Below are 22,113 nucleotides of genomic sequence, written 5' to 3' on the forward strand. Positions count from 1 at the left end.
GGCTACTGTGAGCACCATGGCCGGGGATCCGTTTCCGGCCATGGCACCGCACCGTCTCATGCGGCGCCGGCACTTGCGCCATTTGTTCAGGGGGAACTATGAGAAAGAGAGCTCTACTGCTGCCGGCTGCCTTGCTGCTGGCAGCCTCGGGGTGTTCCGGCGGGGGCACTGGCCCTTCCGGACCCAGCCCTAGCGCATCACCAGCCAGTACGACGCCGGCGTCCCAGCCGCCGCCGGAATCCTCACCACCCACTACGGCCCCTGTCCTTCCCACCGATGTGTCCACATCGCTGAACGCGATCGATGCCCTGCAGGAGCACACCTGCGCGGCCGGCGCGGACGGCCAGTGGACGTTCAAGGGAACCCTGGTCAACTCCTCGGACAAAGCCAAGACCTACACCGTGGCCATCGCGGTCACCGTTGGCGCGGCAGTCCAGGGCCACACCCTGATCACGGAAACCGTCCCGGCAGGGAAATCGGCTGAGGTTTCTGCTGAGAACTTCGCCAAAACCACGGGCCAGGGCGGCACGTGCGAACCCGTTGTCTCGGTGGAGGACGCTTCGTGAAAAAACCAATATTTGCGGCTGCCCTGCTCCTGAGCCTGGTGGCCGGGTCCCTTGCGTCCTCGCCCGCCCTCGCGGTTGATTCCACCCCTTCGCCGCCGGCCCAGGCAACGGAAACTGCGGATGCTTCCACGTCAGGCGCGGAAACAACTGGCACCGCCACGATGACGCCAAGTCCCGGCGCGATTACGTCGGAATCGCCGGGGGCTACGACAGCAACCAAACCAGCCACGGGCGCCACGACAGATCCGGCGACGGACGCCGCCACAGGCGCCGCGGCTGACCCGGTCACTGAACCAGCAACGACCGACCCGGCGGCACCGTCGCCGCCGGCGGACCCGCCCGTAACGGAGCCAGAACCCGAACCAAAATTCGTGACCCATGGCGCCATCGGCGGAAAGTGGACGCGAATGGGAGGCGCAACCGGGGTCCTCGGCGAGCCAATCTCCAATGAGCGGTGCTCGGCTGGCATGTGCGTCCAGAACTTCAAAGCCGGCTCCGTCTACTGGACGCCCGCCAGCGGCGCCCACCCGGTCCTGCACGTCTCCGGCAGGACCGGACCACACTGGTACGGCAACGGCCGGCTGGCGGCGTTTGGCTACCCCGTTACCGACGAAGTGGCCGTAGCCGGCGGAACCACCCAGAAATTCTCAAGCGGGCGGCTCCTCACCTCGTCCAGCAACGGCGTACTGCCGGTCTGGACGAGGGGCGCCATAGGTGCCCGGTGGACCGCGCTGGGAGGTGTGAACGGCCTGGGCCTGCCTGCCACCAAGGAAGCCTGCGGACTGAAGAACCGGGGGTGCTCCCAAACATTCGCCAAGGGATCGGTCTACTGGTCACCGGCAACAGGAGCCCAGCTTGTCCGTGGCGCAGTCCGCACCAGATGGACTGCCAGCGGTGCGCAGAACAGCAGCATGGGATACCCGGTAACCGGCGAGATCTGCGGCCAGCCGGGCAAGGGTTGCGTGCAGCGCTTCCAGGGCGGCCGCATCTATTGGTCGCCAAGCTCCGGGGCATGGATCATCAGAGGGGCAATCGGCGGCAAGTTCGCAGCCACCGGCGCCACCCGCGGTTCACTCGGGTACCCGGTCAGCAACGAGAAGTGCACTTCGGGGCAGTGTGTGCAGTCGTTCCAGCGCGGCTTCATCAGCTGGATTTCCAGGGCAGGTACCCGCAGCTACGGCATAACCGAATGCCAGAAACTGAACAACGGACGGTCCAGGTACTCGGCGTACGGTGCCAACCGAGTGCTCCTCACGTTCACCCAGGGTTACAAGCAGTCGCGCGCAACCAACGTCTACTGCGTTCGGATCGCCGGCATGTACCTCCCGGACTGGAAGACGGACGGCTATGTGGGCGCCTCGGGCTTCAAGGCGCCGGGAGTGCCGTCCGGCCCCACCCGCAACCTGTACTCACCCACGGGGTCGTACTCGGTAACGGAGGCATTCGGCCTGGGCAACCCGGGAACGCAGCTCCCCTACCGCACGCTGAACCCCCGCTCCCGCTGGGGCGGCAACCCGTGGACCGCGACGTACAACAAGTACTTCGAGTCCTCGTCCTGGGTGGGCTGGGACGAGAACATGTGGTACTTCGCCACACGCGCCTCGCATGACTACCGTCAAGGCGTGGTCATCAACTACAACCGTCCCAACATTGTGCAGGACGCCGGCTTCGCCATCTTCCTGCACATGAACAAGGTCCCGACGGCAGGCTGCATCTCGCTCGACGACTGGGCCGTAGTGGATTACATCAAGAAGTCGAAGCCTGGCGACCGGATCATCATGGGAACCTACGGCGCCCTGTTCCGGTAGCCACTCTTCCGAGAGGCAGGAACCCAGGTTCGAAAACCCAGGCAGTCAATAACCCAGGCCCCGCGGCACACCCGCGTGGCCTGGGTTTTTTCTGCCAGCATTCGGAGGGTCAGGCGGGCAGCGCCACCTCTTCCAGCGTGCCCGCCGCCATCGTGTACCTGAGCCACGTTCCCGGCGTCCCTTCGCCGGCCCGGCGGCGGGACCTGCCCGCGCAGCCGTCAAACCATTCGCCCAGGGCCCGGTCATGGCTGACCATCACAACAGTTCCGCTGAAGTCCGCGAGCGCCGATTCCAGTTCCTCCACGAGCACGGGAGCCAGGTGGTTGGTGGGCTCGTCGAGGAGCATAACCTCGTTGTGACCGAGCAGGAGCCGGGCGAGCGACAGCCGGCGCTGCTGTCCGGCGGAAAGGGAGCCCACCGGAACATGGAACTCGCTGGTGCGGAAGAGGCCCAGCCGCAGCAGCGCCTCGGCGTGGTCGTCGATGTTCCCGCCCAGCCCTGCAGCAAAGGCCGGCAGCAGCCGCAGGGATGGCTGCTCGGGCAGCTCCAGCTCCTGCTGCAGATAACCGATCCGGCCGTGCCGCACCACCTGCCCCGCGGCCGGCTCGAGGGTGCCAGCCAGAACGGAGAGCAGCGTGGACTTGCCGGCGCCGTTGGGACCGGTGATGAGGATTTTCTGCCCCCGGTCCACACGGAACTCGGGCACGTCCAGCCGGCCGGGCACCCGGGCGTTGCGGGCGTGCAGGACCCGGCTGGCCGTGTCCGGGGATTCACCGCCCAGGTCCGGCCCGGCGCCGTCCGGCCCTGCGCCGTTCAGCCCGGCGTCGAGCTTCAGGCGTTCCGGCGGGCGCTCCACCGGGTTGTCCTCCAGGCGGCGCAGTCGCTCCTGGGCATTACGGACCTTGCTGGCGGCGGCGCGCTCCCACGTTCCCGTCTTGAAGTCGAAGCCCGCCTTGTCGTTGTCCCGTCGGCGGGCATAGCCCATCCGGTCCGCGACGGTGTCCGCCTGCCGCCGTTCCGAGGCCATGGCGTCCAGCCAGCCGTGGTACTGCTGCACCCAACGCTGGCGTTCGGCCCGTTTCTCCTTCAGGTAGCCGTCATAGCCGTTGCCGTAGCGGTTCACGGTGTGGCGCTCGGCGTCTACCTCGATGACAGCGGCAGCGATTTTCCGCAGGAGCACGCGGTCGTGGGAGACCACCACCACGGCTCCGCGGTGCGCGGCGAGTCGGGCTTCCAGCCAGGCAGTGCCGCCGGCGTCCAGGTGGTTGGTGGGCTCATCCAGGAGCAGGATGTCCGCGGGGTCGGCCAGCAAGCAGGCCAGGGCGACGCGCTCCTGCTCCCCGCCCGACAGCGACCCCAGTGCCCGGCCTCGGTCCACCCCGCCCAGGCCCAGCTTGTCCAATGCCGCGTCCACACGGGATTCCGCCGCGTAGCCCTCGCGCAGCTGGTACTGGGTCTGCAGGTTCCCGTACGCCTCGAGTTCGTTCGGTCCGGCCGCCGCAAGACCGTCCTCCAGCCGTTCCAGCTCGGATTCCATTTCCCGGAGCGCGAGTAGTGCATTGTCGATCGCGTCGGCCACGGTCAGCCGGGCGGGCAGCCCCGACGTCTGCGCCAGGTATCCCACCCGCCCGTGCCGCCGGACCGTGCCGTCTGCCGGCGCCTCGATTCCGGCCAGGATCCGCAGCAGGGTGGATTTGCCGGCACCGTTCTCGCCCACGACGGCGGCGTGCTCCCCCTCGGCGATCACCAGGTCGACGCCGGTGAAGAGTTCGCGGTCACCGTAGCCGTGGGAGACGCCGGACAGGTGCAGCTGTTCGGTGCGGAAATTCGGTTCAGTCATGGGAAGTCCTCGCAGTCCAAAGGGCGGCCCCGGAGCTCGATGCTCTGCGGGGCCTGGTCTAGGGCCAAGTGGACGCCGGTGGATGCCGGCGTCGGGGTCTAGGACTTCATGGGTCCAGCCTGCCCGGCTGCGGGCGGCCCCGTCAAGGTTTCCACGGGCTGGCGCACTACGCTGGAAGCATGGTGAATACCAGACGCATGCTCCCGACCCCGCGGCCGGATCTCTACCGGTTTTCGCCGCTGGACCTCACCGCCGTGGGGCTTTATGTCGCCGTTGCGGCCTTCTTCGCGCTGGCCGGGGAACTGATCCTGCCGCTGCTGCGCGAACTGGCCCCGACGCCGGCCGTCGCGTCCTATGGCGTGAACCTCCTCTTCTACGGAGGCATCGGCGCCCTGGCCCTGTTTGCCGCCCGCGGAGTGGTGTCCCGGGACCTCAAAGTGCTTGCCACCCGGCCCTGGTTCACGCTCGCCATGGTGCCGCTGGCCGTCGTTGCCATGATGATTGTCACCGCGATCCTGGTGGCCGTGGGCGGGACCACCGAGACGTCCGCCAACCAGGCCGGGCTGCAGGCGCTCATGCGGCAGGTGCCGGCCTGGCTCATGGTGCCGCTGATCGTTGTGGTGGGCCCGTTCGTCGAGGAGTACGTGTTCCGGCACCTGCTGATCGGGAAACTGAGCCGTCGGGTCAACATCTGGCTCTGCTGCGGGCTGTCCGTGGTCCTCTTTGCCGCCCTGCACATCGTGGGCCAGGAAGCGATCACCCTCCCCGCGCTCATGCCGTACCTGGCGATGGGCGCCACGCTGGTGTTCGTCTATGTGTGGACAGGGAGGAACCTGATGTTTTCCTACTTCGTCCATGCCGCCAAGAACCTGCTCGCTGTGGTCTTTTTGTACACCATCCCGCCGGAGCTCCTGGACCAGCTGCAGCGGGCCCAGGGCTAGAATCGCCCGCACCCGTCGGAAGACCCGCCCCTATCCGGAGGCGGCGCCGTCGTCGTAGTTTGGTGCCATGGGACTCAACATTCAGATCGCCATCGATTGCAAGCACCCGCATGACCTCGCCGACTGGTGGGCCGAAACGCTGGACTGGTCAGTGGAGCCGCAGGATGAGGGATTCATCCGGTCCATGATCAGCCAGGGCTTCGCGACGGACGACCAGACCACGACGCACAACGGCAGGCTGGTGTGGAAGGACGGCGCGGCGATCAGGCCCACCGAGGAACTCGACGCCAAGGCACCCGCCCGGCGGCTGCTGTTCCAGACCGTGCCGGAGCAGAAGACGATCAAGAACCGGGTGCACTGGGACGTCAGGCTCGACGGCCGGGACAAGGACGACGTCCGCGCCGAGCTTGAGGCCCGCGGCGCCACCTTCCTCTGGACTGCCAGCCAGGGGCCCCACGAATGGCACACCATGGCGGACCCCGAGGGCAACGAGTTCTGCATCAGCTGAGCCGATTACTAGACTTGGACGGTGAGCAACGAATTCCCCGCCAAGGTATCGGACGTCTTTGACCCGTCCCGCTGGCGCACCGTGTCCGGCTTCGACGACTTCCAGGACCTGACCTACCACCGGCAGGTGGAGCGGTCCGACGACGGCACTGTGGCACGGGACCTGCCCACGGTCCGCATCGCGTTCAACCGGCCGGAGGTGCGCAACGCCTTCCGTCCGGGGACCGTGGACGAGCTCTACCGCGCCATGGACCATGCCAGGATGACGCCGGACGTGGCCACCGTGCTGCTCACCGGCAACGGCCCCTCCCCCAAGGACGGCGGGCACTCGTTCTGCTCGGGCGGGGACCAGCGGATCCGGGGACGGGACGGCTATCGGTACGTAGTACAGAACACAGCCGACGGCGAGACGCAGGAAACCATCGACCCGGCCCGCGCCGGGCGGCTCCACATCCTGGAAGTCCAGCGGCTCATGCGGACCATGCCCAAGGTGGTCATCGCCGTCGTCAACGGCTGGGCGGCCGGCGGCGGGCACTCACTCCACGTGGTCTCGGACCTGACCATCGCTTCGCGCCAGTTCGGAAAGTTCAAGCAGACGGACGCCACGGTGGGCAGCTTCGACGCCGGCTACGGCTCGGCGCTGCTGGCCCGGCAGATCGGCCAGAAGGCCGCCCGGGAGATCTTCTTCCTTGCCCGTGAGTACTCCGCCGAGGACATGGTCCGGATGGGGGCAGTGAACGAGGCCGTCGACCACGAGCGCCTCGAGGAGGTGGCCCTGGAGTACGCCGCGGACATCGCCCGGCAGTCCCCGCAGGCCATCCGGATGCTCAAGTTCGCCTTCAACCTCGCCGACGACGGCCTGGCCGGCCAGCAGGTGTTCGCCGGCGAAGCCACCCGGCTGGCGTACATGACGGACGAGGCCGTGGAGGGCAAGGAGGCCTTCCTGCAAAAGCGCGACCCCGACTGGTCCCGGTTCCCGTACTACTTCTAAAGCCCGCACCCGTCGGAAGGCACCCCATGCTCCCCAGGCCCGCGCATCCAAGGCGCACGCAGTGAATATCGAGCCGGCCCTCAAGGCGCTGGCGGCCGCCCTCCACGGTGAGGGCCCCGCCGTCGAACTCTCAGTGAGCCCCGACGGCGAGCCTGTGGTGACGCCCGTTCCGACCCCCGGGTTCGAGGACGCCGTCGCCGTGGTCCGCACCTCCGGGTCCACCGGGACGCCCAAGGCGACGGTCCTGACCGTGGATGCGCTGGCGGCGTCGTCGATGGCCACCGCTTTCGCGCTCAAGGGCGAGGGTCAGTGGCTGCTGGCCCTGCCGCTGCAGTACGTGGCCGGTGTGCAGGTGCTGGTCCGGTCGCTGTTCGCCGGCACCCGGCCATGGGCCATGGACCTGTCCGGGGGCTTCACGGCCGAGGGCTTCACCGCGGCCGCGCTGGAGCTGACGGACAACATCCGCTTCACGTCGCTGGTGCCCACGCAGCTGCAGCGCCTGCTCGCCGACCCGTCGCCTGACACGCTCGCTGTGTTGCGCCGCTTCAACGGCATCCTGCTCGGCGGCGCCCCGGCCTCTGCCGAGCTCCTGGAGTCGGCGCGCAACGCCGGCCTCCGGGTGGTCACCACCTATGGGGCGGCGGAAACCTGCGGCGGCTGCGTGTACGACGGCTATCCGCTCGAGGGCGTGGCTCTGCGGCTCGCCGAAGACGGCCGGATCCACCTCGGCGGGGCCACGCTCGCGGCCGGCTACCTGGGCCCGCCGCGGCAGACCGCCGAGGCCTTCGTCGAGGAGGACGGCACCCGCTGGTACCGCACCAACGACCTCGGCACCCTCGATCCCGATGGCCGGCTCACCGTGCTGGGCCGCGCCGACGACGTCATCATCACCGGCGGCGTCAAGGTGTCCGCCGCGCACGTGCAGGCGGAGCTGGAAAAGTCCGACGGCGTGTCCGCGGCTTTTGTTGCCGGCGTCGAGTCCGCAAAATGGGGCCAGGCCGTGGCGGCCTATGTGGCCGTCGCCGGAACCGCGTCCGGGGACGGCGCCGGTGGCGCTGCACGCGACGGGGCCGCGTGGGCCGAGGAATGGCACCGGACGCTGGGGCTGCTGGCCCCCAAGACTGTTCTTCCGGCCGGTGAACTGATCATGCTGCCCAACGGCAAGCCGGACCGGCTGGCCATGATTGAACGGCTCAACGCGCTCCATCAGGGAAAATAGAGTAGTCCTGCCGCGCCGCTGCGGCTTCCGTGTGCCCAGCGCACGCCCATGCTTTTTTGAACGCATCACCGACCCAACGCGAGGTACTTACCGTGGCAACAGCCGCACAATGGATCCAAGGCGCCCGGCTCCGCACGCTGCCGGCCGCGATCGCCCCTATCCTGATCGGCTCGGCGGCAGCCTACGAGATGGCTTCCTTCCGTCCGCTCAATGCGGTTCTGGCGGCCCTCGTGGCGCTGCTGCTGCAGATCGGCGTCAACTACGCGAACGATTACTCGGACGGGATCCGCGGGACGGACGAGAACCGGGTGGGGCCGCTGCGTCTTGTCGGTTCCGGTGCCGCCCGCCCCGAGCACGTGAAATATGCCGCGTTCGGCGCCTTCGGCCTGGCGATGCTCGTGGGGCTGGTGCTGGTCATCATCACCCAGACCTGGTGGCTGCTGCTGGTGGGCGCGGGCTGTGTGATGGCGGCATGGGGCTACACCGGCGGAAAGAACCCGTACGGCTACATGGGCCTGGGCGATGTTTTCGTGTTTGTCTTCTTCGGCCTCGTGGCCACCCTCGGCACCACGTACACCCAGGCCGGGCAGATCGGCCTGCCTGCCGTGATTGGCGCCATCGGCACGGGACTCATCGCGTGCGCCCTGCTCATGGCCAACAACGTGCGGGACATCTCGTCGGACATCGAGGCCGGGAAGAAAACCCTGGCGGTGCGGCTGGGCGACAAGCACGCGCGCGAGAGCTACGTGCTGATGCTGGCCGTGGCCATCCTGCTGGTGGTGATCCTGGCGCCCACGCGGCCGTGGATGCTGATCGTGCTGCTCCTGATCCCGGCCTGCCTGATGCCGGCCTGGCTGATGATCAACGGGCGGAAGCGCAAGAGCCTCATCCCGGTCCTGAAGCAGACGGGCCTCATCAACCTCGGCTACGCCGTGTTGTTCTCGCTGGGACTCGTGCTGAGCAGCGGGCTATAAGCCTAGGCGCGTCGCTGGAGGCTAGGCGCCTTCGCCGCGGGGTTCGCGGTTCTTGGCGTCGTTGCGGATGGTGACGTCCGGGTGCGTGTCGACGAGGCGGTCCTCGGCCTGGGCATCGTCCACCTCGCCGGCGGTGCGGATGGGCTTGGCACGGCCGGAGAAACGGGCATGCAGGGACGCCGTTGCCGCATCGCGCTGCTTCTGGAAGAAGAGGTAGCTGATGGCGAAGGAAATCAGCCCTGCACAGATGACGGCAAGAAACCACCCCAGCTGCAGGAAGACGAACAGCACAAACAGGGGCAGGAAGATTGCGAACCGGATCAGGGAGTATTTCAGAAAAGCCACGATCCAAGTTTAGCCGTCCTGCCTGAACGTATCCTGCCGGTGGTAAAGGCGCCCTGTTCGCCTTGCTCCGGCCGTCTCGGGGCACGTGGCCCGGCCCAGGTCCGATGTCACCTGGGACTGCCGTTCGGCGTTTTACTGGCGCATTACTGTGGGCATACTGTAATCTCCGCCGGGGCACGCGGCGGCTAGACTGATTGCATGCCTCGTGTCGCCATCGCAGTCGCCGTTCTCGCCATCTACGTCTATGGACTGGTGGACGTTATCCGGACCGATGGCCGTTTCACGCGCGGGTTCTCAAAAACAACCTGGATCATCATGGTTGCACTCCTGCCGCTCATCGGCGCGGCGCTGTGGTTCCTGATCGGCCGCCCCCGCGCATCGGCCGTGGCCCAGCCCGTCTACCAGCACCACCCCACCGCCCCCGACGACGACCCCGACTTCCTGCGGAACCTCGAGCAGCGTCGCCGCCAGGCCGAGGCGGAACGCCTCCGCAAGCTGAGGGACGACGCCGCGCGGAAGACCCAGGCCGACGGCGGCCCCCACCGCTCGGGCAGCACAGGCACGGGAGCTGCAGGCACGGGAACTACGGGCACTGCCGCTCCGGGAGCCACCAGCGGCAGTTCGGATGCCGGCGGCCCAGCCGGTGGTGAGCCGGGTCCACGCAAGCCGGGCGCCGCCGGCGAGGCCAACGCCGAAGGTAACCCCGAGGCGAAGTAGCACCCTCGAAGCCCATCACGATGTTGAGGGTACAGGCGCTTGGATCCTGCCTATTCATGCCTGCCACGTATACTCCGAACATGCCAATCACGCGCCTTAGTCGAGCCCTCCACGCCCAGCCGTCCGCCGTCGAACCGTGCGGGAGCGACCTGTGAGCGGCGGTCTCGTCGCACTGTTGGATGACGTCGCCGCATTGGCCCGGATAGCCGCCGCGTCGGCGGACGAAGTCGCTGCCGGTGCTGCCAAGGCTGGGGCCAAGGCCGCCGGCGTGGTCATCGACGACGCTGCCGTCACCCCGCAGTACGTGTCCGGGGCGGATCCGTCCCGCGAACTGCCGATGATCAAGAAAATCTTCTGGGGCTCGCTCCGGAATAAGCTGTTGATCATCCTGCCGGCGCTGCTGCTCGTCAGCGCCTTCGTCCCCGGGATCATTCCGTTCATCCTCATGCTGGGCGGCACGTACCTCTGCTACGAGGGTGCCGAGAAGGTTTGGCACAAGCTCCGCGGCCACCACTCAGCGGAGGAAGACGCGCCGGCGGTCGATCGGGGGCCGGGGGCGGAGGCCAAAGTCGTCAAGGGCGCCATCACCACGGACTTCATTCTGTCCTGCGAGATCATGGTCATCGCCATGAACGAGGTGGCCACTGAGTCCTTGTGGGTCCGCGCGCTCATCCTGGTGGTCGTGGCGTTTGTGATCACCATCGCCGTGTACGGTGCGGTGGCGCTCATCGTCAAAATGGACGACGTCGGCCTGCACCTGACCACCAAGGACTCAGCGGGCTCCCAGCGCTTCGGCGAGCTGCTCGTCAAGGGGATGCCCGCGGTGCTGGGCGCTATAACCCTCGTCGGGACGATCGCCATGCTTTGGGTTGGCGGCCACATCATGCTGCAGGGGGCACACGACCTCGGCTGGCACGCGCCGTATGACCTGGTCCATGCCCTCGAGACACCTTTCGCCGGGATCCCGGTGGTGGGCGGCTTCCTGGCCTGGCTCGTGAACACCCTGTGCTCGGCCGTCCTCGGAATCGCGTGGGGCCTCGTCATCGTGGCTGTCATGCACCCGCTGATGAAAGTGCTGCCCTTCGGCAAGGAGAAGGGCGGGCACGGGGACGGAGACGTCCGCGCCACAGCCGCCGGACCTCAGCCAACGAAACGCGACGTCGATCCCGCCCCCTAGCTCGTACCCGCACGGGCGGGAAACAGCAGTTCGAGCGTTTCGCCAAAGGGCCGCCCAGCAGCAAGCTGAGCGGCCCTTCTTGGTGAATCGGAGAGCCAAGCGGCCCGTCTTGATGGTTCGGCAGCGCCTAAAGCCCGGAGTACGAGTGCAGGCCGTTGAAGAACTGGTTCACGATGGTGAAGTTGAAGACCACGCACAGGTAGCCCACGATCGACAGCCAGGCCGCGCGGGTCCCCGTCCAGCCGCGCGTGGCACGGGCGTGCAGGTAGCCGGCGTAAACCACCCAGATCACGAAGGTCCACACTTCCTTGGTGTCCCAGCCCCAGAACCGGCCCCAGGCCTTCTCTGCCCAGATCGCACCGAACATGAGGGTGAAGGTCCAGCCGATGAAGGCGATCGCGTTGATGCGGTAGGACAGGTTCTCGAGGCTCAGCGCGGACGGCACCAGGCGCATGAAGCCCAGCTTGTCCGCACCACCGGCCGCAATGGTCCTCTGCCGGTGCGACTGCACCAGCTGCAGCGCGGACATGGCGAAGGTCAGCGTGAACAGCGCCGAGGACAGCACCGCGATGGAGACGTGGATGATCAGCCAGTAGCTCTGCAGCGCGGGCACCAGGTGGCCGACGGGCGTCCAGAACGCAACGGAGGCGGCCACCAGCATGATGACCACCAGGCCCACCACGAACGTGCCGAGAAAGCGCAGGTCGCGGCGGATCAGCACGACGAGGAACACGGCGGCAGCCACGAACGCGCCGGTGGTGAGGAACTCGTACATGTTGCCCCACGGCACGCGGCCGGCGCCGACAGCGCGGGTCAGCACGGCTGCGGCGTGGATCGCGGCGCCCAGGACGGTCAAGGCCACGGCAACGCGTGCGGGCGCCCGGCGTTCGCCGTAGCGCATGCTGTCGTCGGCGGTCTGCCCGGCGGCGCCGTCCGCGGAGGAGGCGTACGACGACGGCCGCTCGGCACGGTCTGCCGGTCCGGACAGGCGGCCCTCACCGCTGCCCGCGGCCCGCGGCGTGGCTGCTCCTGCGGACGCGCCCGCCGCCACCGGAACCTTGGCGGACGTAGCCGCCGACGCATCTGCAGCTGCGGCCTTGAGGTCAATCGCCTTCAGGGACTTGCTACTCCTGGCCAGGTCCCACGCGAACGCGATGAAGGCGACGGTGTAGGTGCCGGCCGCCAGCAGCATGAAGAGCTCGCTGTACTGGCCCATGGTCTCGTTGATGGGAAACATTACTGGTCCTTCTTCGGCTCAGGCGAGCCGGCTGGTGAGGAGTTGGAAGGTGCTGTTTCGGGGTCGGGGTCGATGTTCCACTGGCGCGACAGCAGGCTGCGCAGCGTTGCGGCTTCGCCGGCTAGCCGGTGGTCCTCGCCGCGGGCCAGGAGACCGTATTCCACCATGGTCCGGCCGTCTTCGTGGGTGCCGGTGCGGACCCAGACGCGGCGCCGGTTGACGTAGAGCGAGACGATCAGGCCGGCCACGGCAAGGAGCGCGAAGATCAGTGCCGAAAGCTGCCCGGGGTTGTGGTGGATGTCCAGGCCCACGTACTTCTTCACACCGTCGAACGTGATGGACCCCTTGCCTTCGGGCAGCGTGTAGGTGTTGCCCGGTGCGAGCGTGATGCCACCTGCCTCAGCCTTGCGGCTGTTGAGCTCCTTGAGGCCCTTGACGTCAAGCTCAAACACGTTCTGCGGCGCACCCTTGTCCAGGCCGAGGTCGCCGTAGTACGAGTTCAGGCTCAGCTGCGGGTTAATGAGGTCCGGGTCCCCACTGAAGGAGATGCCCTGCTCGGTCACGAACGCCGTCGGCAGGAAGAAGCCGGCGAAGCCCAGCTGGTCGGGCTTCGCGTCGGGAACCTTGATCACCACGGAGGAGTAGTAATTCTCACCCTGCAGCTTGGCCACCACGGGACCCTGCATGGCCACGTTGCCCTTGCCGTCGCGGACCGTGACCACTGGGGCGTAGCCGTTGCCCGTCAGGTAGATGCTGGTGCCGCCGAGTGTGACGGGGTCGTTGACCTTGAGGACTTCCTTCTTGGCCGGCGCCCCGGGGTTTTCCTTGGTGGTGACGTCCGCCGTGAAGTCGATGGGCTGGCCGAACTTGCCCTGCGATTCGCGGTCGAATGTGGCCTGGAACTTGTCCAGCTGAATGGAGTAGGGCTGGAGCTGGCTGCTCTGGAAGTTGGTGCCGGGGTTGAACTGGTCGTAGCCCACCAGGGTGTTCACGAAGGTGTCGCCCTCCACGAGGATCCGCTGGCCGCTGTAGCCGAACAGTCCGCCGGCGGCCACGGACACCAACACGCCGATCAGCGAGGTGTGGAAGACCAGGTTTCCCACTTCCTTCAGGAAGCCGCGCTCGGCGCCCAAAGACGGCCGCGCACCGTCGTCGTGCCTTACTTCAACGCGGTACCCGCGTTTCTTCAGCAGCGCCGCTGCCTCGTCAATGGCGTCCGACGCCGGGATCCCGGCGTCCGCGGGCACCACCAGGGTGCCGTACTCGGGCAGGCGGGACAGCCGCTTCGGGGTGCGCGGCGGCTGCGAACGCATGGCCTTGTAGTGGGCGATGGCGCGGGGCACCACGCAGCCGATCAGCGAGATGAACAGCAGGATGTAGATGGCCGAGAACCAGGCCGAGGAGTAAACGTCGTACAGCTGCACCGAATCCAGCAGCTTGCCGTAGTCGGGGTGGTCCTTGATGTACTGCGTCACCACGGAGGGGTTGGCAGGCCGCTGCGGGAACAGCGATCCGGGCACCGCGGCCACCGCCAGCAGCAGCAGGAGGAACAGCGCGGTGCGCATGCTTGTCAGCTGGGTCCAGGCCCAGCGGAGCATGCCCACGATGCCCAGGGACGGGAGGGCGGCCCCGGCCTTGGCGGCCTTCACGGCGTCTTTGGGCGCGCCGTCCTTATGGGCAGGCCCGGGCTGGCCAGCGTCCTCGGCCGGGGATTTCTCGGTTGACTTCACACGCTCGCTCATCAGATCGGCAACTTCACGTCGGTTTGGAACCAGTACTGCAATTCGGTGACCCAGGCTCCCCACAGACCCGTGGCCATCAGGATGCCCAGAACAATCAGGACTCCCCCGCCGGTGCGCTGGATGGCCAGCCGGTGCTTGCGGAAGAAGGACATCACGCCCGCGCCGCGGCGCACCGCCAGGGCGATCAGCAGGAACGGGATGCCCAGCCCAAGGCTGTAGACGAAGGCCAGGAACGCGCCCTTCGCGGCGGAGGAGCCGCCGGAGAGGCTCAGGAGCTGGACGGCGGAGTAGGTGGGGCCGATGCAGGGTGCCCAGCCGAGGCCGAACGTGATTCCCAGCAGCGGAGCGCCCCAGAGGCCCGCAGGCGGTTTCGCGTGGATCTTGGCGTCGCGCTGGAACCAGGAGAAGCCGCCCATGAACACCACGCCCATGAGAATCACCAGGACCCCGAGGATCTGGGTGACCCAGGCGTTCTGCCCGCCCGAGATCAGCGAGCCCAACTGTCCGAACGCGCCGCCGAGCAGCACGAAAATCACCGAGAAGCCGAGAACGAACAGGCCGATGCCAGCGAGCATGCGGCCACGCTTCTGCTTCTGCAGGTCCACGCCCGTGAGCCCCGTGACGTAGCCCAGGTATCCGGGCACCAGCGGGAGCACGCACGGCGAGAGGAAGGACACGAGTCCGGCCAGCAACGCCACGGGGATGGCGAGCAGCAGCGAACCGTTCAGGATGGCTTCGGCGAAGGGGCTGTTCACGGGAGGTTACTCTGCCACGGCGGACTGGATGAGAGCTTTGAGTGTGCCCTTCTCGATCTCCCCCAGAACGCGCGACGCCACCCGGCCCTGCTTATCCACCACGAGCGTTGTGGGAACGGCGCCCGGGGGCACCAGGCCGGACACGGCCAGCAGCACGCTGCCGTCCTTGTCGTCGAAGCTCGGGTAGGTGAGGCCGAAGGTCTTGTCGAAGGCGTCGGCTGTGGCCTTCTCATCGCGCAGGTTCACGCCGAAGAACTGGACGCCCTTGGTCTTGAACTCCTGGTGGAGGGCCTCCAGGGATGGCGCTTCCACCCGGCAGGGCGCGCAACCGGCGAACCAGAAGTTCAGCACGGTGACCTTGCCCAGGAAATCCTCGGGGGCAACGGCGGTGCCGTTGAACAGGGTTCCCTGGATCTGGATGCCGGACTTGCGCTCGGCTGCGGCGAACTCAGTCACCGAACCGTCGCCTGCCACGTAGTTCTTGTTGTCCCCGGCCTTGGCCTGCTTGGCCAGGGCGTCCTCCTGGGCGCAGGCGGACAGGCCCAGCGTGATCGCGGTGAGGGCCAGGCCGCCGGCGGCAAGGACGCTGCGGCGGGAACTTTTGGGTGTTTCAGTCATAACTTAGGCTCCGGGGGTGCTCGAGGCACCGGGAAGAAGGGCGGCGGCGGGTTCGCTGTACTCCACGCGCAGCAGGGCGCCGTCGTCGCCGAAAACCAGGGAGGTGAGGGAGGTCAGCGTGCATTCGCGTTTCCGCGGATCGTGCCACAGCGGCTTGCCCTCGGCGCTGAGCCGCGTGGCCCAGATTGGAAGCTGGTGGCAGACCAGGATGGCCTCGGCACCGTCGCCGCCCAGTTCGACCGCCTTCGCGCGCGCTTCCTGGACGGCCTCCGTCACGCGGGCTGCCTGCTGTTTGTAGGGCTCGCCCCACGAGGGCCGGAAAGGGTTGATCAGGTGCGGCCAGTGCTTGGGTTTGCGCAGCTCGGCCTTGGTGACTTTGAGCCCTTCGAAGTAGTTTTCCGCCTCGATGATGCGAGCGTCGGTGTGGATGTCCAGCCCGAGAGCTTCCGAGGTGGGCTGGGCAGTTTCCTGGGCGCGGGTGAGCGGCGACGCCACCAGGTACACGATGCTGGCGCCCTGGGAAACGCGTTCGCGGAAGTGCTCGGCGAGCGTCTGCGCCATCTGCCGGCCAAGTTCGGAGAGGTGGAATTCAGGCAGCCTGCCGTACAGGACACCTGTGGGGTTATGGACCTCGCCGTGGCGGAGCAAATGGACAGTGGCTTGGGGCATGTCTACCAGTTTCTCAAAGGGCAGGGGTAATGACGAAATCTTCTACATCAAGTAGAACTCAGAAATTTTTCAAAAAGTTCCCCGGCGGTGGAATAAAAGATGCAAATGCATGTTTATACTGGATGCAGCAGTTAGTTGAGGCTTCAACGAAAGCTTCAATGATCACCCGATTGACCTACTGATACAAGGAGAACCACCATGGCACTTTCCACCGAACTCACCCGCGGCACCTGGACCCTCGACAACTCCCACAGTGAGATCGCCTTCACTGTCCGCCACGCCGGCATCAGCAAGGTCCGGGGCCAGTTCAAGGACGCCGCCGCAACCCTGGACCTCGCCGAGGACGTAACGGCCACCAAGGTCGAGGCCACCATCAAGACCGCCAGCTTCGACTCCGGCGACGCCAACCGCGACGCCCACGTCCGCGGCGAAGACTTCTTCGACGTCGAGAAGTTCCCGGAAATGTCCTTCGTCTCCAACGGCCTCGTTGCCAACGGCGACAGCTACGAGCTCCAGGGCGACCTGACCATCAAGGGTGTCACCCGCCCCGTCTCCCTCGAGACCGAATTCAACGGCGTTGCCGTTGACCCCTTCGGCAACACCCGCGCCGGTGTTTCCGCCGAGACCACCATCAGCCGCAAGGACTTCGGCCTGACCTGGAACGCCGTGCTGGAAGCCGGCGGCGTCCTGGTCAGCGACAAGGTTGCCATCAACCTGGAACTGGCCTTCATCGCACCTGCAGCGTAGGTCTCCCGGGCCCGTCCCGCAGCCACGGCTACTCGCCCCGAAACGCCCCGTCCGCGGATTTTCCGCAGGCGGGGCGTTCGGCGTTGGCCACGACGCTGATGTGGGTCCCCAGCTCGCAGAACTGCTCGCCGCGGCACGGGGCCGACCCTGATCGACACCCGCCAACTCTCGACGGCAACGCTTCCCGGCGACGCCGCCGATATTCACAGCGGAGAATCCCCTGTTGGCAGCGTTTCCGCATGTTGGCCCGCCTTTTGGAATACCTCTCCGGAATGATCCGCCGCGGACCTGCTGAGGGGTACGGTGGGAAGTGAACCATGCTGGGGAGGGCAGGCGTCTGAACCGGTAGCCGATTCAGAACGTCACTACGCAAAGGACCGCTCATGAGCAATCCTCCAGTCCCCCACTCCAATGACCCCGGCTCCAACGAGCCCAACGACGGATCCCAGCCGGGCAGCGGGCAGCCCCGCTACGGTCAGGGCGCGCCCCAGTACGGGCAGAACGCACCGCAGTACGGCCAGGGCGAGCAGGGCACCCCACAGTACGGCCAGAACGCACCACAGTACGGCCAGAATTCGCCCCAGTACGGACAGGGTGCTCCACAATACGGACAGCCCCAGTATGGCCAGAACCCGCCGCAGTATGGACAGCCGCAGTCCGGCCAGTCGCCCTACGGCCAGAGCCCTTATGGCCAGTCCCCCTACGGGCAGTACCCGTCGGAACAGGCCCAGGCAGCCACCGGCGACGGCGTCCCGAAGCTGGTGAATTATTCCTTCTGGATGATCATCGCTGCGGGCGTCCTGTGGATCCTGTCCATCCTGATCACGATTCCCACCCTGGATGACCCGGCCATGCGGAGCACGTTCGAAGAGCAGCTGCGCGGCAGCGGCCAGGACATCGCCTTCGAGGACGTCAAGGGCTTCATCATCGGAACCATGGTGGTCTTTGCCCTGATCGGCGCCGGCCTCTACGCGCTGGTGGCGTTCAACGTCCGGAAGGGCAAGAACTGGGCCCGCATTCTGGGCACCGTCTTTGCCGCTCTGTCCGTGTTCACCCTCTTCCCGGCGGGCCTGAACACCTTGGTGGGCCTTCTCGGCATCGCCGCGATCATCATGCTGTACCTGCCGGGAGCGGCACCGTACTTCCAAAAGCCGCAGCCGTTCGCCAACCCCTACTCGCAGCCGGGCGGTCCGTACGGCCGCTAGGCAAAGCGCACAGTGCCAGCTACGGGCAAGCCGCCAGGCACCTGCAAAGCACTAAGTCTCTTGCCGCCAACGGGCGCGGATTCCTGAAAGGCCGGAGTTACTCCGGCTGGCCGGGCGTCTGCGCCCGTTGCGCATGGTAGGCCAGGATCTGCAGCTCGGTGGCCATGTCCACCTTCCTCAGCGTCACGCCGTCGGGCACCTGGAGCATCACGGGAGCAAAACTGAGGATGCTGCGCACGCCGGCGCCCACCACCCGGTCACAGATACTCTGGGCCACTGCGGCAGGCAGCGCCAGCACCACCATGTTGGTGCCGGTCCGCTCCAGGACAGCTTCCAGGTCCGCAACGTCACTGACCCGCAGCCAGCCCACCTCGTTGCCCACCACCATCTGGTCAGCGTCGAAGATGGCAACCACGTCGAAGCCCCTGGATTCGAAGCCGCCGTAGCGGGCCAGCGCCTTGCCCAGGTTGCCGGCGCCGACAATCGCGACCTTCCAGTCATGCGTCAGGCCCAGTGCGGCGGCGATGTGGCGGCTCAGGTACTGCACCTCGTAACCCACGCCGCGGGTGCCGTAGGAGCCCACGTGGGACAGGTCCTTGCGGAGCGTTGAGGAGCTGACCCCGGAAAGCTCAGCCAGTGATTCGGAGGAGACCCGCTCGGTGCCTTCGGCCAGCAGGGAGTTCAGGGCGCGCAGGTAGATCGTCAGCCGGGCCACGGCCGCCGGCGGAATCTGCTTACCGGCAGCCCCCGTAGGCGCAGTTGGGCCGGCTGGCCCGGGCACGGCCTGGGGTGGTGAATCGAGCGAAGTCACTATCTGCTCCGTTGCGTCGCGTTGTGAGTCCACTCTAGATCCCCATCAGTTAAGTCAACAAAGCAAGCGCCATTGTTCGAAATCGGCTAATCCCCTGCGATGGCGCGGCGCAGGACACGCTCCAGGCGGGCCTCGTCGATCTTCCAGAAGTCGCGCTGGATCCCGTCAACCAGCACCACTGGAATCTCCTCGGCATAGCGGTCGCGCAGTTCGTCGTCCGAGTCCAACTGCCGCTCCGACCACGAAAGTCCCAGCCGGGCAGTCACCCGCCCGACGGCGTCGCGCGCCGCTGCGCACAGGTGGCAGTCAGCTTTGGTGAGGAGAACGACGTCGGGGTTTGCCATGCTTCAACCGTATCGCCGTTCCCGGCGGTGAGCGACGCGGCGGCAGTCAGCCGCGGGGTACTGCATTGACTAGACTCAGTGGCATGCCCGAGGAGAAGTACGTCGCTGTGGCCCACCGTCCGGTTGCAAAGCAGCAACACGGCGAGGCAGCCTTCTTCGACGTCGACAACACCCTCATGCGCGGGGCGAGCCTGTTCCACGTGGCCAGGAAAATGCACCAGCGCGGAGCCTTCACGCTGGCGCAGGCTGCGGGGATGGCGTGGAAGCAGCTCAAGTTCGTACTCCGGGGCGAGAACCTCAATGACGTCCACGCGGTGCGGGATTCAGCGCTGAGGCTCGCCGCCGGCATCACGGAGGAGGACATCCGGGCGCTGGGCGAGGAAGTCTACGACGAGATGATCGCCTCCCGGATCTGGCCGGGGGCGAAAGCCCTGGCCGAGCAGCACCTGCGGGTGGGCCGGAAGGTATGGCTCGTCACTGCGACGCCGATCGAGGTGGCCACGGTGATTTCCACCAGGCTGGGGCTCACCGGCGCCCTCGGGACCGTGGGCGAAACCAAGGACGGCTTCTACACCGGCAGGCTCGTCGGGGACATTCTGCACGGCGCAGCCAAGGCCGTGGCGGTACAGGGCATCGCGGATGCGCACGGCCTGGACCTGAAGCGCTGCTGGGCCTACAGCGACTCCTACAATGACATCCCGCTGCTGACGATGGTGGGGCACCCGGTGGCGATCAACCCGGATGGCCGCCTGCGCAAGCACTCCCGCGAGCACAACTGGCCGGTCTACGACTTCCGCTCGGGCCGCCGGGCCGCCACCCTGGGCCTCAAGGCAGCCACGGCAGGCGGAGCCGTCTACGGCCTGTGGCGGGGCTACACGCGCTTCCGCGGCCCCCGCGCCTGACGCGCTTCTTTCCCCGCGACGCGCAAATTTCCCCACGACGCGGGAATTCCCCCTGCGCCAGGCATTTTGTGCGTCGCTGGGCGGCACGCGCGTCGTCAGCCAGGAACGTCGCCGGACGCAAAAATGCCCGCACCCTCGAAAGGGAACGGGCATTGACGCGTAGAGCGGACTCTACTTCTTATTGCGGCGCTGGTGGCGGGTCTTGCGAAGCAACTTGCGGTGCTTCTTCTTGGCCATACGCTTGCGACGCTTCTTAATAACTGAACCCACGAAAGTTCCTTACAAACTAGATGCAGTACCTGTCTGATGGAGAAGGTCCGTGGACTGAGCAACAGACTGAACAACTGACAGATTCTTACAATGACGTAAAACGTTCCTTAACAGGGTACCGCTTATCCGGAGCATCCCCTGACCAGCACACTCCGTGGCGTGCAGCGGCCCCCAAGGCGGCTGCAGCAACCACGGGATCGGTGCGGTCAGTCGGTCCGGTTAGGCGGTGCCCGTATGACCGTCCACGACAGCACCCTTGAGGTACTGTTCGACGGCGGTCTCCGGGACGCGGTAGGAGCGGCCGAACCTGACGGCGGGCATCTCCCCCGAATGGACAAGGCGGTACACGGTCATTTTGGAGACACGCATTACCTCAGCCACCTCGGCCACGGTCAAGAACTTGGCGTTCGAGAAGTTCGACTCTGCGGACATTACCCATATTCCTTTGCTCTCAGCAACGACGCCGGTCTATCTGCGGTGTGCGCCGATGCTGAGCCATCGAACAACCGTGTGCTAGTTACTCTAGATGCTCACGTGGCCATTGTGAAAGCCCGGCGTTTCCGCGAGGATGCCGCCAGCTGTTCAAGCACGGACGCCGTCACATCCCACTCCATGCAGGCATCCGTGACGCTCTGGCCGTAGACCAGGTCCGAGCGGCCGGCGGCGTGATCGGCCACGTCTAGGGTCTGTGCGCCGCCCACCAGGAAGCTCTCCAGCATGACGCCGGCAATGGCCCCGGCAGCCGTTCCAGCGTCCTCCAGCTGGGCGCCGATCTCGAGCGCCACCTCGGCCTGGCGGTGGTGGCTCTTGCCGCTGTTGGCGTGGCTGGCGTCCACAATCAGCCGCGGATTGAGGTTCTTGGCGGCGAGCTTGGCGGAGGCCGCTTCGACGTCGGCGGCGGAGTAGTTGGGCCCCTTGCGGCCGCCGCGGAGGATCACGTGGGTGTCGGGGTTGCCCGCGGTGGACACCAGCGCGGCCCGGCCGTCGCCGTCGATCCCGAGGAAAGCCTGGGCTGCGGCCGCGGCGCTGCACGCGTCCACCGCGACCTGGAGGTCGCCGTCGGTCCCGTTCTTGAACCCGATGGGCATGGAGAGGCCGGAGGCGAGCTGCCGGTGGATCTGGCTTTCCGTGGTCCGCGCACCGATGGCACCCCAGGAGATGAGGTCGGCCATGTACTGCGGGCTGATGGGCTCGAGGAACTCGGTGGCGGTGGGGAGTTCCAGGGCGGTGACCTGCTGCAAGAAGCTGCGGGCCGCTCGCAGGCCGGTGACCATGTCGTGGCTGCCGTCCAGCCGGGGATCGTTGATCAGGCCCTTCCACCCCACGGTGGTGCGGGGCTTCTCGAAGTAGGTCCGCATGACGATCAGCAGGTCTTCCCGGTGCTTCTCGGCCTGGCTCACCAGCCGGCGGGCGTATTCCAGGCCGGCCTTGGGGTCGTGGATGGAGCAGGGGCCCACGATCACCAGCAGGCGGTCGTCAACGCCGTCCATGATGGCCCGGACTTCATCCCGGCCGCGTTCGACGACGTCGGCCGCCTTCGCGTCCAGCGGCAGTTCCGCGATCATCTCCTGGGGCGTGGGCAGGGCGGTGAACTCGCTGACCCTCAGGTTCGACGTGGACTGGCGTTTCGACGACGGCTGCTGGGTTTCGGTGGCTGTTGCGCTCATTTTCGGGGGTCCTGTTCCGGGTGGGAGCGGGCCCCTGATCAGAACCCGCCGTAGAAATGGC

The 22,113-nt window shown here is 66.9% G+C and carries 24 protein-coding genes; 12 read left to right on the forward strand and 12 right to left on the reverse strand.

The annotated features are described in order from the left end of the window. Positions 1-278 precede the first annotated feature (278 nt). Positions 279-566: a hypothetical protein gene (locus LFT45_RS18195; RefSeq protein ID WP_236804994.1), complete on the forward strand. Its 288-nt coding sequence runs from the start codon at positions 279-281 to the stop codon at positions 564-566. Then, entirely contained in the window at positions 563-2,374 is a 1,812-nt protein-coding gene (locus tag LFT45_RS18200; protein ID WP_236804995.1) for a hypothetical protein, read from the forward strand. The genes LFT45_RS18195 and LFT45_RS18200 overlap by 4 nt, the downstream gene beginning before the upstream one ends. Positions 2,375-2,483: 109 nt before the next feature. Here LFT45_RS18200 and LFT45_RS18205 read toward each other — a convergent pair whose 3' ends face one another. After that, complete coding sequence (locus LFT45_RS18205; RefSeq protein WP_236804996.1) at positions 2,484-4,214, reverse strand: ABC-F family ATP-binding cassette domain-containing protein; 1,731 nt, start codon at positions 4,212-4,214, stop codon at positions 2,484-2,486. Positions 4,215-4,393: 179 nt separating this feature from the next. On the opposite strand from LFT45_RS18205, the gene LFT45_RS18210 reads away from it, so the two are divergent. From LFT45_RS18210 to LFT45_RS18230, 5 genes are all read left to right on the forward strand, one after another. Next, a complete protein-coding gene (locus LFT45_RS18210; RefSeq protein ID WP_236804997.1) occupies positions 4,394-5,155 on the forward strand; it encodes a CPBP family intramembrane glutamic endopeptidase in 762 nt (253 codons plus the stop codon). Positions 5,156-5,222: 67 nt separating this feature from the next. After that, entirely contained in the window at positions 5,223-5,663 is a 441-nt protein-coding gene (locus LFT45_RS18215; RefSeq protein WP_236804998.1) for a VOC family protein, read from the forward strand. Positions 5,664-5,684: 21 nt separating this feature from the next. Continuing rightward, complete coding sequence (locus tag LFT45_RS18220) at positions 5,685-6,653, forward strand: 1,4-dihydroxy-2-naphthoyl-CoA synthase (RefSeq protein ID WP_236804999.1); 969 nt, start codon at positions 5,685-5,687, stop codon at positions 6,651-6,653. A gap of 61 nt (positions 6,654-6,714) precedes the next feature. Further along, on the forward strand, positions 6,715-7,872 hold the full coding sequence (locus LFT45_RS18225; RefSeq protein WP_236805000.1) for an AMP-binding protein: 1,158 nt from the start codon (positions 6,715-6,717) through the stop codon (positions 7,870-7,872). A 92-nt stretch (positions 7,873-7,964) separates the two neighbouring features. Then, entirely contained in the window at positions 7,965-8,846 is an 882-nt protein-coding gene (locus tag LFT45_RS18230; RefSeq protein WP_236805001.1) for a 1,4-dihydroxy-2-naphthoate polyprenyltransferase, read from the forward strand. Between the two features lie 21 nt (positions 8,847-8,867). Here LFT45_RS18230 and LFT45_RS18235 read toward each other — a convergent pair whose 3' ends face one another. Next, positions 8,868-9,191, reverse strand: a complete 324-nt coding sequence (locus LFT45_RS18235; protein ID WP_214852757.1) for a DUF4229 domain-containing protein — start codon at positions 9,189-9,191, stop codon at positions 8,868-8,870. 198 nt (positions 9,192-9,389) lie between these two features. Here LFT45_RS18235 and LFT45_RS18240 point away from each other — a divergent pair, with 198 nt between their 5' ends. Together LFT45_RS18240 and LFT45_RS18245 are read left to right on the forward strand one after the other, a co-directional pair. Beyond that, the gene (locus LFT45_RS18240; RefSeq protein WP_236805002.1) at positions 9,390-9,908 is read left to right on the forward strand and encodes a PLD nuclease N-terminal domain-containing protein; all 519 of its coding nucleotides are present in this window, start codon (positions 9,390-9,392) and stop codon (positions 9,906-9,908) included. A gap of 151 nt (positions 9,909-10,059) precedes the next feature. Further along, positions 10,060-11,085, forward strand: a complete 1,026-nt coding sequence (locus tag LFT45_RS18245; RefSeq protein ID WP_236805003.1) for a DUF808 domain-containing protein — start codon at positions 10,060-10,062, stop codon at positions 11,083-11,085. Positions 11,086-11,212: 127 nt separating this feature from the next. On the opposite strand, the gene ccsB is transcribed toward LFT45_RS18245, so the two are convergent. From ccsB to LFT45_RS18270, 5 genes are read right to left on the reverse strand one after another with little or no spacing between them, the layout of a single operon-like run. Next, positions 11,213-12,322, reverse strand: a complete 1,110-nt coding sequence (gene ccsB / locus LFT45_RS18250; protein ID WP_236805004.1) for a c-type cytochrome biogenesis protein CcsB — start codon at positions 12,320-12,322, stop codon at positions 11,213-11,215. Beyond that, complete coding sequence (gene resB, locus LFT45_RS18255; protein ID WP_236805005.1) at positions 12,322-14,064, reverse strand: cytochrome c biogenesis protein ResB; 1,743 nt, start codon at positions 14,062-14,064, stop codon at positions 12,322-12,324. The genes ccsB and resB overlap by 1 nt, the downstream gene beginning before the upstream one ends. Then, the gene (locus tag LFT45_RS18260; protein WP_236805006.1) at positions 14,064-14,819 is read right to left on the reverse strand and encodes a cytochrome c biogenesis CcdA family protein; all 756 of its coding nucleotides are present in this window, start codon (positions 14,817-14,819) and stop codon (positions 14,064-14,066) included. The genes resB and LFT45_RS18260 overlap by 1 nt, the downstream gene beginning before the upstream one ends. A gap of 6 nt (positions 14,820-14,825) precedes the next feature. Then, on the reverse strand, positions 14,826-15,437 hold the full coding sequence (locus LFT45_RS18265; RefSeq protein WP_236805007.1) for a TlpA family protein disulfide reductase: 612 nt from the start codon (positions 15,435-15,437) through the stop codon (positions 14,826-14,828). A gap of 3 nt (positions 15,438-15,440) precedes the next feature. Further along, the gene (locus LFT45_RS18270) at positions 15,441-16,106 is read right to left on the reverse strand and encodes a histidine phosphatase family protein (RefSeq protein WP_236805008.1); all 666 of its coding nucleotides are present in this window, start codon (positions 16,104-16,106) and stop codon (positions 15,441-15,443) included. 198 nt (positions 16,107-16,304) lie between these two features. On the opposite strand from LFT45_RS18270, the gene LFT45_RS18275 reads away from it, so the two are divergent. Both LFT45_RS18275 and LFT45_RS18280 read left to right on the forward strand, forming a co-directional pair. After that, positions 16,305-16,853 carry a YceI family protein gene (locus LFT45_RS18275; RefSeq protein WP_236805009.1) on the forward strand — a complete coding sequence of 183 codons (549 nt, stop codon included), beginning with the start codon at positions 16,305-16,307 and terminating at the stop codon, positions 16,851-16,853. A 383-nt stretch (positions 16,854-17,236) separates the two neighbouring features. Further along, complete coding sequence (locus LFT45_RS18280) at positions 17,237-18,058, forward strand: hypothetical protein (RefSeq protein ID WP_236805010.1); 822 nt, start codon at positions 17,237-17,239, stop codon at positions 18,056-18,058. 97 nt (positions 18,059-18,155) lie between these two features. On the opposite strand, the gene LFT45_RS18285 is transcribed toward LFT45_RS18280, so the two are convergent. After that, positions 18,156-18,869 carry a redox-sensing transcriptional repressor Rex gene (locus LFT45_RS18285; protein WP_236805011.1) on the reverse strand — a complete coding sequence of 238 codons (714 nt, stop codon included), beginning with the start codon at positions 18,867-18,869 and terminating at the stop codon, positions 18,156-18,158. Positions 18,870-18,955: 86 nt separating this feature from the next. Next, positions 18,956-19,213, reverse strand: coding sequence for a glutaredoxin family protein (locus LFT45_RS18290; RefSeq protein ID WP_236805012.1), 258 nt, complete (start codon positions 19,211-19,213; stop codon positions 18,956-18,958). A gap of 83 nt (positions 19,214-19,296) precedes the next feature. Here LFT45_RS18290 and LFT45_RS18295 point away from each other — a divergent pair, with 83 nt between their 5' ends. Next, on the forward strand, positions 19,297-20,115 hold the full coding sequence (locus tag LFT45_RS18295) for an HAD family hydrolase (RefSeq protein WP_236805013.1): 819 nt from the start codon (positions 19,297-19,299) through the stop codon (positions 20,113-20,115). A 171-nt stretch (positions 20,116-20,286) separates the two neighbouring features. On the opposite strand, the gene LFT45_RS18300 is transcribed toward LFT45_RS18295, so the two are convergent. From LFT45_RS18300 to LFT45_RS18310, 3 genes are all read right to left on the reverse strand, one after another. Beyond that, positions 20,287-20,385, reverse strand: coding sequence for a 30S ribosomal protein bS22 (locus tag LFT45_RS18300; RefSeq protein ID WP_003792170.1), 99 nt, complete (start codon positions 20,383-20,385; stop codon positions 20,287-20,289). A 219-nt stretch (positions 20,386-20,604) separates the two neighbouring features. Beyond that, complete coding sequence (locus tag LFT45_RS18305; RefSeq protein ID WP_003797758.1) at positions 20,605-20,817, reverse strand: helix-turn-helix domain-containing protein; 213 nt, start codon at positions 20,815-20,817, stop codon at positions 20,605-20,607. Positions 20,818-20,915: 98 nt separating this feature from the next. After that, positions 20,916-22,052, reverse strand: coding sequence for a 3-deoxy-7-phosphoheptulonate synthase (locus tag LFT45_RS18310; RefSeq protein ID WP_236805014.1), 1,137 nt, complete (start codon positions 22,050-22,052; stop codon positions 20,916-20,918). Between the last annotated feature and the right edge of the window lie 61 nt (positions 22,053-22,113).

The sequence above is a fragment of the Arthrobacter sp. FW305-BF8 genome, from assembly GCF_021789315.1.
Classification (GTDB): Bacteria; Actinomycetota; Actinomycetes; order Actinomycetales; family Micrococcaceae; genus Arthrobacter.

What these genes read in the sequence shown, in the direction of transcription:
- ccsB (WP_236805004.1), bottom strand. Translation starts at nt 12,322, where the DNA reads ATGTTTCCCATCAACGAGACCATGGGCCAGTACAGCGAGCTCTTCATG.
- LFT45_RS18280 (WP_236805010.1), top strand. Translation starts at nt 17,237, where the DNA reads ATGAGCAATCCTCCAGTCCCCCACTCCAATGACCCCGGCTCCAACGAG.
- LFT45_RS18310 (WP_236805014.1), bottom strand. Translation starts at nt 22,052, where the DNA reads ATGAGCGCAACAGCCACCGAAACCCAGCAGCCGTCGTCGAAACGCCAG.
- LFT45_RS18210 (WP_236804997.1), top strand. Translation starts at nt 4,394, where the DNA reads ATGGTGAATACCAGACGCATGCTCCCGACCCCGCGGCCGGATCTCTAC.
- LFT45_RS18290 (WP_236805012.1), bottom strand. Translation starts at nt 19,213, where the DNA reads ATGGCAAACCCCGACGTCGTTCTCCTCACCAAAGCTGACTGCCACCTG.
- LFT45_RS18240 (WP_236805002.1), top strand. Translation starts at nt 9,390, where the DNA reads ATGCCTCGTGTCGCCATCGCAGTCGCCGTTCTCGCCATCTACGTCTAT.
- LFT45_RS18305 (WP_003797758.1), bottom strand. Translation starts at nt 20,817, where the DNA reads ATGTCCGCAGAGTCGAACTTCTCGAACGCCAAGTTCTTGACCGTGGCC.
- LFT45_RS18275 (WP_236805009.1), top strand. Translation starts at nt 16,305, where the DNA reads ATGGCACTTTCCACCGAACTCACCCGCGGCACCTGGACCCTCGACAAC.
- LFT45_RS18265 (WP_236805007.1), bottom strand. Translation starts at nt 15,437, where the DNA reads ATGACTGAAACACCCAAAAGTTCCCGCCGCAGCGTCCTTGCCGCCGGC.
- LFT45_RS18270 (WP_236805008.1), bottom strand. Translation starts at nt 16,106, where the DNA reads ATGCCCCAAGCCACTGTCCATTTGCTCCGCCACGGCGAGGTCCATAAC.
- resB (WP_236805005.1), bottom strand. Translation starts at nt 14,064, where the DNA reads ATGAGCGAGCGTGTGAAGTCAACCGAGAAATCCCCGGCCGAGGACGCT.
- LFT45_RS18205 (WP_236804996.1), bottom strand. Translation starts at nt 4,214, where the DNA reads ATGACTGAACCGAATTTCCGCACCGAACAGCTGCACCTGTCCGGCGTC.
- LFT45_RS18215 (WP_236804998.1), top strand. Translation starts at nt 5,223, where the DNA reads ATGGGACTCAACATTCAGATCGCCATCGATTGCAAGCACCCGCATGAC.
- LFT45_RS18295 (WP_236805013.1), top strand. Translation starts at nt 19,297, where the DNA reads ATGCCCGAGGAGAAGTACGTCGCTGTGGCCCACCGTCCGGTTGCAAAG.